The sequence below is a fragment of the Citrobacter sp. S39 genome (genome assembly GCF_009495675.1).
GTDB lineage: Bacteria > Pseudomonadota > Gammaproteobacteria > Enterobacterales > Enterobacteriaceae > Citrobacter > Citrobacter freundii.
In genome coordinates this window covers 3,117,295-3,130,281 of the sequence record NZ_CP045555.1, presented here as the reverse complement: position 1 = coordinate 3,130,281, position 12,987 = coordinate 3,117,295, and the positions used below count along the sequence as shown (strand labels likewise).

The following is a 12,987-nucleotide window of genomic DNA, read 5'->3' as shown; positions in this document are numbered from 1 at the left end:
TGTTAACGAGGATCATTTTCCGAAACGGTAATAAACGGTTCGGTCAGTGATAGCGTGATCTCATTGGAAGAGACACGCTGGCCCTGCTCATCTTCTACCACCACAGACAACCGCCAGCGGTTTGTCGCACCTTCTCTGTTGTCCCACTTCGGCATAATAATCGTCCAACCCTGCGCGCTTCGGCTATTGCTGCCAGCCGTTAAGCTCAATGCCTGAGTATCACCCTGCCATGCCAGACGACGGATCCCATGCAAACTACGCACCTGCAGCTTCAACGCCACCGTCTCACCAGGCTTGAGATCCCAGGGCGGCGTGGCCAAAAATACCGACAGTGTTTTACGCTGGCGATACTCCAGCGTCGGCAGATTGTTACGTTGTGGATCGTCATAACGACTGCCGCGCAGCGATCGGCTGTTTGCCACCTCGCTTACCATCAGCTGTTTTTTTAGCGGCACGCCAAAACGGTAATTTAACGTTAATCCGAGGTTATTCTGACTGACGCCATTTTCACCCTGCTTATGCTGTGCTGTCACGGTGATCAGCGGCACCGGCGTATAGCTCAATCCCAGATTCACCGCCACAGGATTGTGGTACCCGGTTCCGGAATGAAACAGATCCACCTGGTCGCCAAAATACTGCTCCACGCTGACGCTGGTATTGAGATGTTGATAGAACGGCATGCGCATTTGCGCGGTCAGGTCGTATCCCCGGGCCATCCGTTGTTCTTGAGTTGCAAAACGACCCTGCCAGGAGGACAACGGTTGATAGTAATTAGCAGATAAACGGAGGTATTCACCCCACGCTTCTGCCCCCACGCCTCCCCGAGGCAGATTCTCATCCAGCAGGTTGTCATAAAAGGTGTTGTAACCCAGTAACCAACCGTCACGAACCCAGCGCTGCCCAATCCCCGCATTACTGACCAGGCCTCTGTCCTGTTGCGTCAGCCCCAACTGGCTCCAGGTAAGATAACGTTGATTATCCTGCCACGGTATAAACCAACTTCCCCGACTCCCGGTAAAGCTGCCTTCGTTATCCACCTGCAACCCGACGCTGGCGTTTCCCCAGGGAGAGAGCCATGATTCCAGTTGCTGATTCACCTGTTCGCTGACCCTGTCGCGCACCTGGCCAAACGCAAACTGCTTCGCCTGTTCACCGGTATCAAGCCCGTTATCGGTCATGCTGGCTTCACCAAACGCTTTGACCATTTCGGCAAAGTGCTTTTCGCCTGCCCGCGACTCCGGCGCCATACCAAGATCGGGCAAGCCATCACTATTGTTATCGAAAGGGTTTTCCGCCTGTTGAATAAATGACGATTGCGCGCTGGCAGTACCGCCTGCCAACGGCAAGAGTGCAAATACAGCGAGAGATAAATAAATATTACGGCTCAAATCGTTAGTGGTTTCTTATATCTATTAGCCACAGCGGCATACTTATCTTAAACCATAACGTCTTCAGTATTGATTTTCAGCCCTTCCTTCCTTTTTCGGCATTATCCTGGCATCTAGAAATAGGTGTAACATATGTGTCAGTTTTTAACGCTCACATGCAGCAAAAGGAGTAAAAATGCAAAAGATAGTGATCGTCGCGAACGGTGCAGCCTATGGAAGCGAATCGTTATTTAACAGTCTACGTCTGGCTATCGCCTTGCGCGAGCAGGAAGGGGATCTCGACCTGCGTTTGTTTTTAATGTCGGACGCGGTAACCGCGGGATTGCGTGGTCAAAAACCCGCGGAAGGATACAATATTCAGCAAATGCTGGAGATTCTGACGGCGCAAAATGTGCCGGTCAAACTGTGCAAAACCTGCACCGATGGCCGTGGAATCACCACGCTGCCGTTAATTGACGGAGTAGCCGTCGGCACGCTGGTTGAACTGGCTCAATGGACGCTGGCTGCAGATAAAGTGCTGACCTTCTGATACACCGCTTTCAGGCAAGCACACTGAAAGTGTCGATAATTTCCGGATTTAATCGTAGATGGGCGCGGTTTCGTTGAACGTTAGCACGCCCTTTCAATCCTTTTGAGGGATTTTGTCACTTTTGTTTAATCGTTATGCCATTTTTTGATCAAAATCAGCATCCCGTTGCTCCCCCTTTGGTGTTATGCAATGAGTGAAATGTGAACAACATCACGCAGCACTTTCGACAGAAAGTACGTTGTTTTCAAGAACGGGGTGAAAAATGGCATTAGTGAAGGCAAGTTTAAAGTTATTTGGTGGCGATACGGTGGTTGTGCGCTGTTCCGAGCGCTGTCACATCCATCTGATGAGCGAGAAAAATCACGTCAAAGACACGCAGTCCGACATCTTAAGCGTGCAGGATCGTGACAACGCATGGTTGACCGTGCCCTATACCGGCATCTGGAATGTGCTGATCGACAGCCACAGCCAGTCGCTAGAGCATTCAATAAGTTATATTGCAGCCTAAGCGTTAATTGCCCGAAAAGCGCCTGGCTTTCGGGCATTCAGTTCCCGGCTGGATTCAGGCAAACCCTGGCCGCATAACGCCTTCCGGCAGATTCTCTCCCAACAATCGTTTGACCGTGATCACCAGATCGTTAAGACAGTCATCCTGCATTCCCAACTTGACCAGCTCTTGTTCCAGCGAGAACAAATACTGGGCGTTGGTGCCTAAAGGTCCGCTCGCCGCGGCGATAAGCGGCGCAATCACCTGTGCTCGCGTGTCTGACTCAAACAGCGGATGACGCGGATCCATAATAAAGACCAGCGCGTTCACCGTCCGACCATCATCCAGCGCTAACTGGCACCAGGTGGGCAGATAGCATCCGGTGATCATTTCACGCTTCCACAGCAAAGAGAGCTCTTGTTCCAGCGACGCATTCGGTAAGCGGTAGGCTACACCGGTGGTGCGTCCGCCCTCTTTCAAGGCCAGCATACGTCCTGGCTGACCCGCCGTTCCTCGCCCCGCCGTCAGGCGCAGGCAAAAAGCACGGTGCCAGCCAACTAACGTCCCGGTACAGGACTCATCAAACTCTAAGGCCGGATTCCACATCAACGATCCATAACCGAAGATCCACACCGGCCCATCATCGGGTCGGCAAGCAAGCGTGGCCGCCAGTGAGGCTGCCCGTTGTTCTGCTGACCAGAGTAGTGATTCTTCAATAGCACCAAATGCCGTCTTACAGTCGGCATTCAATAAAAAATCACGCGTTAACACCTTACACCTCCGCCACTGCTGCTTCCCTGCGACAACTTTTTTGACGCCTTCCGGGCTTTTTTACTGCTCATTTTGAAACCAATAGCTGGACAATAGGCAATTCGCCGCTAGCTTGCAAGGCAACAAAGCGTCAACGGCACTTTATATCCTCTCGCGTTGCTAAGCTCTGCACTATCATTTGTATCAGTAGTATCAGCAATTTTTGTTGACGTTAAAATCTAATGCTTTGTTATTTAAATACTCTATAAACAAGATATGCAATTTTATCCGCTTGGATGCAAAAATTGGTCCATGCCGTAAAATTACGTAAAACTAGATCGGAAATACCGAAAGATCTGTTATTTTTTACATTCGTTAATACTTTTATAATTATAAATACCTGCAGAGATGGAGAATTAGTTCAATGACACAAGTACATGAGGCGGTAAAAACCCGCCACAAGGAGACCTCTCTCGTCTTCCCGATTTTGGCGCTGGTAGTCCTGTTCTTCTGGGGGAGCAGTCAGTCACTACCAGTGGTCATTGGTATTAATGCGCTGGCCCTTATTGGTATATTAAGCAGCGCATTCAGCGTTATCCGTCATGCGGATGTATTAGCGCATCGACTTGGTGAACCCTACGGGTCACTGATCCTCAGTCTGTCCGTCGTTATTCTCGAAGTCAGCTTAATCTCCGCATTAATGGCGACCGGTGATGCTGCACCTACGCTCATGCGCGACACGTTGTACTCAATCATTATGATCGTCACCGGCGGTCTGGTCGGTTTTTCATTACTGTTGGGTGGCCGTAAATTTGCTACTCAGTATATGAACCTGTTTGGTATTAAACAGTATTTAATTGCCCTGTTCCCACTGGCCATTATTGTCCTGGTGTTCCCAATGGCTTTACCGGGAGCGAATTTCACTACCGCCCAGGCGCTGCTGGTAGCATTAATTTCTGCAGCGATGTACGGCGTATTTTTACTGATTCAAACCAAAACGCACCAAAGCCTGTTCATTTACGAGCATGAAGATGAGGGCGACGATGACGACCCGCATCACGGCAAGCCATCAGCACATAGCAATATGTGGCACGCCGCCTGGCTTATCATTCATCTGATCGCCGTTATTGCCGTAACCAAGATGAACGCCAGCCCACTGGAGACCTTGCTGACTGAACTGAATGCCCCAGTGGCCTTTACCGGTTTCCTGGTTGCGTTACTCATCCTCTCTCCTGAAGGGCTGGGCGCGCTGAAAGCGGTTCTGAGCAATCAGGTACAGCGGGCGATGAATTTGTTCTTCGGTTCAGTATTAGCCACTATTTCACTCACCGTACCAGTGGTGACGCTAATCGCATGGGCAACCGGGAATGATTTGGTGTTTGCGCTGGGCGCGCCAGAGATGATTGTGATGGTTTCTTCACTGGTACTGTGCCATATCTCTTTCTCCACCGGACGCACCAATGTGCTTAACGGTGCGGCACATCTGGCGCTGTTTATCGCCTATCTGATGACAATATTTGCCTGATGAAAAAAGCCGGACACCGACATAACTTGTCGGGTCCGGCTTCGTATTTCCTTTCGTATACCTGATAAGCGCAAGCTCTATCAGGCACACAAAATGAATTAGTTCTCAGTATCCAGCTCGTCGAAGCTTTTCACCAGGTCATCAATCGCTTTAATCTGCGTCAGGAACTGTTCCAGTTTTGCCAGCGGCAGCGCGGATGGGCCATCGCATTTCGCATTGGCTGGATCCGGATGCGCTTCAATAAACAGACCCGCCAGACCTACCGCCATACCGGCGCGAGCCAGTTCGGTAACCTGCGCACGACGACCGCCGCTTGCTGCGCCAAACGGATCACGGCATTGCAGCGCATGGGTAACGTCAAAAATCACCGGTGAGTTGCCGGAGACTTTCTTCATCACGCTGAAGCCCAGCATGTCTACAACCAGGTTGTCATAACCAAAGTTCGCGCCACGGTCGCACAGAATAACCTTATCGTTACCACCTTCATGGAATTTATCCACGATATTGCCCATCTGGCCAGGGCTTACGAACTGCGGTTTCTTCACGTTGATAACGGCACCGGTTTTCGCCATCGCTTCCACCAGATCGGTCTGACGCGCAAGGAATGCCGGCAGCTGAATCACATCCACCACGTCAGCAACAGGCTGCGCCTGGCTGGCTTCGTGAACGTCGGTGATCACTTTTACGCCAAAAGTCTGCTTCAGTTCCTGGAAGATTTTCATCCCTTCTTCAAGGCCCGGTCCACGGTAAGAGTGGATGGAAGAACGGTTGGCTTTATCAAAGGAGGCTTTGAACACGTAAGGGATACCCAGCTTTTGAGTAACGGTTACGTAGTGCTCACAAATGCGCATCGCCAGATCGCGGGATTCCAGCACGTTCATTCCGCCAAACAGCACGAACGGCAGGTCATTTGCCACGTTGATGTCGCCAATGCTAACCACTTTTTGTTTCATAGGATCGCCTTAAACGGTAGGTAAAGTGTCATTAATCAATGCAATACAATTTGCTTGTGCGAAATAGTATTAATCTGCGCACGAATCATTTCGCTGATCGGGTCTTCCGGACACTGCTCAACGAAATAACTTAAATCGGTCAGCGCAACATGTTCACACTCGAGCTGCGCGTAGATTAATCCACGATCGCGTATTTCATACGGATCTTCAGGATTAAACTGTAATAGTGCTTCGCTGGCACGCAGCGCCAGCTCCATTTGCCGCTCTTCCATCAGCGATGATTTCAGCGTGTCGAGCAGCTTGCGGATTACTTCTGCATTATCCGCCTCATCCAGGTCTTCGTTAAACAGCTCCGCGACCGGGCTGATATTCCCCTTCAGCCACACTTCCAGCGTGTGCTCATTTAACGTTTCGCCATTGAACGGATTGATTAGCCACATTTCGCCATCGAGCGATTCAATACGCAGGATGAGTTGTGTCGGGAAAATCACCGGCACCAGCGGTAGCTCCAGTCGATTGGCAATCCACAACAAGATAGCGCCCAGAGATACAGCGCTGCCCTGACGATTTTTCAGTACCTGGTCAAGCCATAATGCATCAGAAAGACGATAGACGCCGTGGGTATCCGTAAACCCCCATTCGCCGTAAAAAAGTGCCAGCAGTTTTTCCAGTTGCTCATCCTGAGACAGGAGCTGGCTAATTTCTTCTTGCGCCAGACTAACCAGACGTTCCAGTTCGTCATACACAGTTTGTGTTGGAAAATCCAGACGGATAGACTCCGACGCCAGGATCATCCCATCACACAATGGCGCTTTATTAAATTCGAAATCAGCTAACGACCTCATGCTTACCCCAGTAACGGTATTTTTGTGGTGGCGAGTTTAATGATGATGTACAGCACCACCAGCGCCAGCGGAAATGCGACTAATCGCGCCTGCTGACTGCGCGCCCGACGATAATCGAGCGCAATAAAACCCAAAACGATGTAAATGATAACCCCAAACAGCTTTTCAGTCAGCCATGTCCCGTGCTCAGTGAATGGCAGGATGTGCGCTTTAACCATTAACGCTATGCCGCTGAGTAATAAAACGGTATCGACAACCGGCGGCACGATGCGCGTCCAGCGCGCACAGGCAAGGCGCGAGTCGGTGTAACGCCACCAAAAACGCAGCGTTAACAGACCAACTGAAAGCGCAATGCTGATGAGATGGACGTTGAGTAACACGCTGAAAGTACTCATGATGGGATGCGTCCAAGCGTAATTCGCTCGTTGCCGCCATAGTCCCGGCAGGTTTCAACCGCCTGGTAACCGGCATGAGTATAGGCGTCGCGGACTGCCTGTCCCTGCTGCCAGCCGTGCTCCAGCAACAAATAGCCGCCGGGCGTTAGCATGTGTCGAGACTCGTCAATGATATGCACGATATCCGCCATACCCTGCTCACCCGCCACCAGTGCCGATAGCGGCTCAAAACGTACATCGCCAAGCGCCAGGTGCGGGTCCTGTTCGTCGATATACGGCGGATTGCTGACAATCATGTCAAACTGCTGCCCCTGCAAAGCGCTGAACCAGTCGCTTTGCAGCACGCAAACATTGTCGATGGCCAGATGCTGTTTGTTGCGAGTTGCCAGCGCCACGGCATCGGGCATGCGGTCAACCGCGGTCACCGCGCAATCCGGACGCTCAGTTGCCAGCGCCAGCGCAATGGCGCCCGTACCGGTTCCCAAATCGAGAATACGACACGCAGAGGCAGGCAGACGAGCCAGCGCCTGCTCAACAAGACACTCAGTATCCGGGCGTGGAATAAGCGTAGCCGGAGAGACAAACAGCGGCAGCGACCAGAACTCGCGCACGCCGGTCAGATGTGCCACCGGCTCACCTCGCTGACGGCGTTCCAGTAATGTATCGAGCCGTTGACGCTGCGCCTCGGTTAACACCGTTTCGCCGAACGCCAGAATAAAGGTGCGCCCCTTACCGGTGACAAACTCGAGTAAAATCTCGGCGTCGCGGCGCGGGCTTTCGCTTGCCTGTAATTGGCTTATCGCGTCACGCAGCCAGTGCTGATAATCCATTAATCCTGCTCGGACAACGCCGCCAGTTGGTCGGCCTGGTATTCCTGGACAATCGGCTCAATCAGCATATCCAGTTTGCCTTCCATCGCTTCATCCAGACGGTAGAGTGTCAGGTTAATGCGGTGATCGGTCACACGACCCTGCGGGAAGTTATAGGTGCGGTTACGATCGCTGCGATCGCCGCTGCCCAACAGGTTACGACGTTCAGAGGCTTCCGCCTGTTGACGTCTTGCCACTTCGGCGGCACGAATTCGCGCCCCCAGCACCGACATCGCTTTGGCTTTGTTTTTATGCTGTGAACGTTCGTCCTGGCATTCCACCACGATACCGGTCGGTAAGTGGGTAATACGGATTGCGGAGTCGGTGGTGTTAACGTGCTGACCGCCCGCGCCTGATGAACGGAAGGTATCAATACGCAGATCGGCCGGGTTGATATCCGGCAGTTCGGCATCCGGCAGTTCCGGCATGACAGCGACCGTACAGGCAGAAGTATGAATACGCCCCTGCGATTCCGTCGCAGGTACGCGCTGCACGCGATGGCCGCCGGACTCAAACTTCAGTCGCCCGTAAACGCCTTCGCCGCTAATCTTGGCAATGACTTCTTTAAACCCGCCATGTTCGCCTTCGCTGGCGCTCATGATCTCTACCCGCCAGCGACGCGATTCAGCGTAACGGCTGTACATGCGGAACAGATCGCCGGCAAACAGCGCCGCTTCATCACCACCGGTTCCCGCACGCACTTCGAGGAAAGCGTTACGTTCATCATCGGGGTCTTTAGGTAACAGCAGGACTTGCAGATGCTGTTCCAGCTGCTCGCATTTCTCTTTTGCTTCGCGCAGTTCATCCTGCGCCATTTCACGCATTTCAGGATCGTCGAGCATCATCTGAGCCGTCTCGATATCTTCCTGAACCTGTTGCCAGTCCGTAAAACAGCGAGAGACATCGCTTAATTGCGCATATTCGCGCGACAGCGCACGAAAGCGATCCTGGTCTGCGATAGTACCCGCATCACCGAGCAGCGCCTGAACTTCTTCATGGCGTTCATGCAGGGCTTCCAGTTTGGCAACGATAGAAGGCTTCATAGGCGTAAATGCACCCTGTAAAAAATAAGATTGGTGTGCTGCTACTCCAGCCCGAGGCTGTCGCGCAGAATATTCAGGCGTTCACTATCCCCGTCACGGGCAGCCTGTTGAAGTGATTTGGTTGGTGCATGGATCAGGCGGTTGGTCAGTTTCCAGGCCAAATCCTGCATAATGGCTTGCGCATCACCGCCCTGTTGAAGAGCGGCCAACGCTTTAGCGGTCAGTTCATCACGGATCTGTTCTGACTGACTGCGATACTCGCGGATAGTGTCGCTTGCGCCCTGGGCGCGTAGCCAGGCCATAAACTCGCTGGCTTCCTGCTCCACAATCGTTTCGGCTTCCACCGCCGCCGCTTTGCGCTGGGCAAGGTTATGCGAAATGATGCTTTGCAGGTCATCAACGCTGTACAGATAGGCGTTAGACAATTTACCCACTTCCGGCTCGACATCGCGCGGTACGGCGATATCCACCAGCAACATAGGCTGATTGCGGCGGTTTTTAAGCGCGCGTTCCACCATTCCTTTACCGATAATCGGCAGCGGACTGGCAGTAGAACTGATAATGATATCGGCATCCTGCAAACGTGCGTCGATATCACTCAGTGAAATCACCTCGGCGCCGACTTCATCCGCCAGCACCTGCGCACGCTCGCGCGTACGGTTGGCGATGATCATCTTCTTCACTTTATGCTCGCGCAAGTGTCGCGCTACCAGTTCGATGGTTTCGCCCGCACCGACTAACAGCACGGTTACCGTTGAGAGCGATTCAAATATCTGCCGCGCCAGAGTACAGGCGGCAAACGCCACCGACACGGCGCTGGCACCGATGTCAGTTTCTGTACGTACACGTTTAGCAACAGAGAATGACTTCTGGAACATGCGCTCCAGCGCACTGGCGTTCTGGTGGCCTTTTTGCGAATCCGCAAATGCTTTTTTCACCTGCCCCAAAATTTGCGGTTCACCGAGCACCAGTGAATCCAGACCACTGGCAACGCGCATCAAATGACTGACGGCGTCGTTGTCCTGGTGCCAGTACAGGCTATTACGCAGGTCTTCTTCATTGAGGTTATGGTATTCGCACAGCCAGCGAATCAGCGCTTCTCGCAGGTTATCCTGCTCTTCCACGCTGAGGTAAATCTCTGTGCGGTTACACGTCGACAGCACTACCCCGCCCTGCACCATTGGCAGCGCTTGCAGGCTGTCCAGCGCCTGATCGAGCGTATCCGGCGAAAACGTTACGCGTTCTCGCAGCGATACAGGTGCCGTTTTATGGTTAATACCAAGCGCTAAAAGGGTCATGTGTGCGGGAATAGTACCAGCGTTGATAAGGTTAGACTGGGTGCATCATACAGGATGCGTGCGGTCAATAAAAGAGACTGCCCCCTTTTGGAGTAATAGCTTAGTGCACAAATTTAAGTGATTTAAGATAACTTGAACGTAGACGATGTCAGATGGTGGCGCTAGCATTGAGAGTTATAACTGCAACGTATCTCAAGGATTTGTCATCATTATGACCCTGCCTGATTTTCGCCTGATTCGCCTGCTGCCCCTTGCGGCCCTGGTTCTTAGTGCCTGTACCCTCAACGCGCCGAAAGGTCCCGGCAAAAGCCCCGATTCCCCGCAGTGGCGCCAGCACCAGCAGGAAGTACGCGCCCTGAACCAATATCAGACGCGCGGTGCGTTCGCTTATATCTCCGATCAACAGAAAGTGTATGCCCGCTTTTTCTGGCAGCAAACCGGTCAGGATCGCTATCGTCTGCTGCTGACCAACCCGCTGGGCAGCACGGAACTGGAACTCAACGCGCAGCCGGGCAACGTTGAACTTGTCGATAACAAAGGTAAGCACTACACCGCCGACGACGCTGAAGAGATGATCGGCAAACTGACCGGCATGCCTATCCCATTGAATAGCCTGCGCCAGTGGATCCTGGGTCTGCCGGGAGATGCCACCGATTACAAACTCGATGATCAATATCGTCTAAGTGAAGTGAACTACAGCAAAGACGGTAAAAGCTGGAAAGTGGTCTATAGCGCCTACGACAGCAAAACGCAGCCAGCGATGCCGGCAAACATGGAGCTGTCGGACGGCTCCCAGCGTATTAAGCTAAAAATGGATAACTGGATTGTGAAATGATGACTCATTGGCCCTCTCCGGCAAAACTGAATCTGTTTTTATACATCACCGGGCAACGTACGGACGGTTACCATTCGCTGCAAACGCTATTTCAGTTTCTTGATTATGGCGACACGATAGATATTGCGCTGCGTGGCGACGGCGAAATTCGCCTGTTAACCCCGGTGGAAGGCGTTGCGTACGAAGACAACCTGATCGTCCGTGCGGCACATTTGCTGATGAAGGTAGCATCTGAAAGCAATCGCCTTCCCAAAGGGAGCGGTGCGGACATCAGTATCGACAAACGCCTGCCGATGGGCGGCGGCCTCGGCGGTGGTTCATCAAATGCGGCAACCGTTCTGGTGGCGCTTAACCATCTCTGGCAGTGTGGGCTTTCGATTGATGAACTGGCGGCACTCGGTTTAACCCTGGGGGCGGATGTTCCCGTGTTCGTGCGCGGCCATGCGGCCTTTGCCGAAGGTGTTGGAGAAATTCTGACGCCGGTCGAGCCTGAAGAAAAGTGGTATCTGGTTGCTCACCCGGGAGTCAGCATTCCGACACCGGTGATTTTTAACGATCCCGACCTCCCGCGCAACACGCCAAAAAGGTCAATAAAAACGTTACTAAAATGTGAATTCGGCAATGATTGCGAGGTTATCGCAAGAAAACGTTTTCGCGAGGTTGATGCGGCGCTTTCCTGGCTGTTAGAATACGCGCCGTCGCGCCTGACTGGTACAGGGGCTTGTGTCTTTGCTGAATTTGACACTGAGTCTCGTGCTCGCCAGGTGCTTGAGCAAGCCCCGGAATGGCTCAAAGGCTTTGTGGCGAAAGGCGTCAACCTCTCCCCATTGCACAGAGCGTTACTCTAAATCCTTCTGGTTTCAGGAAGATGGCGAAATGACGAACCGCCAGGAGCATACAAAAGTATGTGACTGATGTAAGGAATTAATGCCAGCGAACATGAAACACGAAGGATAACGAGTAAGCCGGGCAAGCTGAGTTGCGGTGACAACGTCACCCTGTTCCAGACGTTGCATCGCGCTCTTTAATACACCGCATGGAGAGGATACTGCCTGGCCCGCACAGTTTTCGGCAGATTCTTTCCACCAATGGACGCATGCCTGAGGTTCTTCTCGTGCCTGATATGAAGCTTTTTGCTGGTAACGCCACCCCGGAACTAGCACAACGTATTGCCAACCGCCTGTACACTTCACTCGGCGACGCCGCTGTAGGTCGCTTTAGCGACGGCGAAGTCAGCGTACAAATTAATGAAAATGTACGCGGTGGTGATATTTTCATCATCCAGTCCACTTGTGCCCCTACTAACGACAACCTGATGGAATTGGTCGTTATGGTTGATGCGCTGCGCCGTGCTTCCGCAGGCCGTATCACCGCCGTTATTCCTTACTTCGGCTATGCACGTCAGGATCGTCGCGTACGTTCCGCTCGTGTACCGATTACCGCTAAAGTCGTCGCTGATTTCCTGTCCAGCGTTGGCGTTGACCGCGTCCTCACCGTTGACCTGCATGCTGAACAGATCCAGGGCTTCTTCGATGTACCGGTTGATAACGTATTTGGTAGCCCGATCCTGTTAGAAGACATGCTGCAGCTGAACCTGGACAACCCGATTGTGGTTTCTCCGGATATCGGTGGCGTCGTGCGTGCCCGCGCTATCGCTAAACTGCTGAACGATACCGATATGGCTATCATCGACAAACGTCGCCCGCGTGCGAACGTTTCTCAGGTGATGCACATTATTGGTGACGTTGCAGGTCGTGACTGTGTGCTGGTTGATGACATGATCGATACCGGCGGTACGCTGTGCAAAGCAGCAGAAGCACTGAAAGAACGTGGTGCAAAACGCGTATTTGCTTACGCTACTCACCCGATCTTCTCAGGTAATGCGGCAAACAACCTGCGCAACTCTGTTATTGATGAAGTCGTTGTCTGTGACACTATTCCACTGACTGACGAAATCAAAGCATTGCCAAACGTGCGTACATTGACCCTGTCGGGTATGCTGGCCGAAGCGATTCGTCGTATCAGCAACGAAGAATCCATCTCTGCTATGTTCGAGCATTAATCGAGCCC

Annotated in this window: 14 protein-coding genes; 6 read left to right on the top strand and 8 right to left on the bottom strand. The window is 52.5% G+C overall.

The window, feature by feature from the left end; translation table 11 throughout:
• Window positions 1–2: 2 nt before the first annotated feature.
• On the bottom strand, window positions 3–1,388 hold the full coding sequence (locus tag GFB57_RS14925; RefSeq protein WP_008322550.1) for a YchO/YchP family invasin: 1,386 nt from the start codon (window positions 1,386–1,388) through the stop codon (window positions 3–5).
• A gap of 175 nt (window positions 1,389–1,563) precedes the next feature.
• Here GFB57_RS14925 and GFB57_RS14920 point away from each other — a divergent pair, with 175 nt between their 5' ends.
• Window positions 1,564–1,917 (top strand): DsrE/DsrF/TusD sulfur relay family protein, encoded by a 354-nt coding sequence (locus GFB57_RS14920; protein ID WP_003020761.1) that lies wholly within the window; start codon window positions 1,564–1,566, stop codon window positions 1,915–1,917.
• A gap of 262 nt (window positions 1,918–2,179) precedes the next feature.
• Window positions 2,180–2,425, top strand: coding sequence for a DUF1883 domain-containing protein (locus GFB57_RS14915; protein ID WP_003020763.1), 246 nt, complete (start codon window positions 2,180–2,182; stop codon window positions 2,423–2,425).
• Window positions 2,426–2,479: 54 nt separating this feature from the next.
• On the opposite strand, the gene GFB57_RS14910 is transcribed toward GFB57_RS14915, so the two are convergent.
• Window positions 2,480–3,175 carry a gamma-glutamylcyclotransferase gene (locus GFB57_RS14910; RefSeq protein ID WP_003020766.1) on the bottom strand — a complete coding sequence of 232 codons (696 nt, stop codon included), beginning with the start codon at window positions 3,173–3,175 and terminating at the stop codon, window positions 2,480–2,482.
• Between the two features lie 403 nt (window positions 3,176–3,578).
• On the opposite strand from GFB57_RS14910, the gene chaA reads away from it, so the two are divergent.
• The gene (gene chaA, locus GFB57_RS14905; RefSeq protein WP_290366827.1) at window positions 3,579–4,679 is read left to right on the top strand and encodes a sodium-potassium/proton antiporter ChaA; all 1,101 of its coding nucleotides are present in this window, start codon (window positions 3,579–3,581) and stop codon (window positions 4,677–4,679) included.
• Window positions 4,680–4,777: 98 nt separating this feature from the next.
• Here chaA and kdsA read toward each other — a convergent pair whose 3' ends face one another.
• Genes kdsA through hemA form a run of 6 tightly spaced genes read right to left on the bottom strand, consistent with a single transcriptional unit; the run spans window position 4,778 to window position 10,082 of the window.
• Window positions 4,778–5,632: a 3-deoxy-8-phosphooctulonate synthase gene (gene kdsA, locus GFB57_RS14900; RefSeq protein WP_003020772.1), complete on the bottom strand. Its 855-nt coding sequence runs from the start codon at window positions 5,630–5,632 to the stop codon at window positions 4,778–4,780.
• Between the two features lie 35 nt (window positions 5,633–5,667).
• Window positions 5,668–6,477 (bottom strand): invasion regulator SirB1, encoded by an 810-nt coding sequence (gene sirB1 / locus GFB57_RS14895; protein WP_003020775.1) that lies wholly within the window; start codon window positions 6,475–6,477, stop codon window positions 5,668–5,670.
• Between the two features lie 2 nt (window positions 6,478–6,479).
• Entirely contained in the window at window positions 6,480–6,872 is a 393-nt protein-coding gene (gene sirB2 / locus GFB57_RS14890) for an invasion regulator SirB2 (RefSeq protein WP_003020779.1), read from the bottom strand.
• Window positions 6,869–7,702, bottom strand: a complete 834-nt coding sequence (gene prmC, locus GFB57_RS14885) for a peptide chain release factor N(5)-glutamine methyltransferase (RefSeq protein WP_003020781.1) — start codon at window positions 7,700–7,702, stop codon at window positions 6,869–6,871. The genes sirB2 and prmC overlap by 4 nt, the downstream gene beginning before the upstream one ends.
• Entirely contained in the window at window positions 7,702–8,784 is a 1,083-nt protein-coding gene (prfA, locus tag GFB57_RS14880; protein ID WP_003020786.1) for a peptide chain release factor 1, read from the bottom strand. Before prfA ends, prmC begins: the two co-directional genes overlap by 1 nt.
• Window positions 8,785–8,825: 41 nt before the next feature.
• The gene (gene hemA / locus GFB57_RS14875) at window positions 8,826–10,082 is read right to left on the bottom strand and encodes a glutamyl-tRNA reductase (RefSeq protein WP_003020789.1); all 1,257 of its coding nucleotides are present in this window, start codon (window positions 10,080–10,082) and stop codon (window positions 8,826–8,828) included.
• 211 nt (window positions 10,083–10,293) lie between these two features.
• Between hemA and lolB the strand changes: the two genes are divergently transcribed.
• From lolB to prs, 3 genes are all read left to right on the top strand, one after another.
• Window positions 10,294–10,917 (top strand): lipoprotein insertase outer membrane protein LolB, encoded by a 624-nt coding sequence (gene lolB, locus GFB57_RS14870; protein ID WP_003020792.1) that lies wholly within the window; start codon window positions 10,294–10,296, stop codon window positions 10,915–10,917.
• A complete protein-coding gene (ispE, locus tag GFB57_RS14865; RefSeq protein ID WP_003020794.1) occupies window positions 10,914–11,765 on the top strand; it encodes a 4-(cytidine 5'-diphospho)-2-C-methyl-D-erythritol kinase in 852 nt (283 codons plus the stop codon). The genes lolB and ispE overlap by 4 nt, the downstream gene beginning before the upstream one ends.
• A 266-nt stretch (window positions 11,766–12,031) precedes the next feature.
• Window positions 12,032–12,979 carry a ribose-phosphate diphosphokinase gene (gene prs, locus GFB57_RS14860; RefSeq protein ID WP_001518537.1) on the top strand — a complete coding sequence of 316 codons (948 nt, stop codon included), beginning with the start codon at window positions 12,032–12,034 and terminating at the stop codon, window positions 12,977–12,979.
• Window positions 12,980–12,987: the final 8 nt, after the last annotated feature.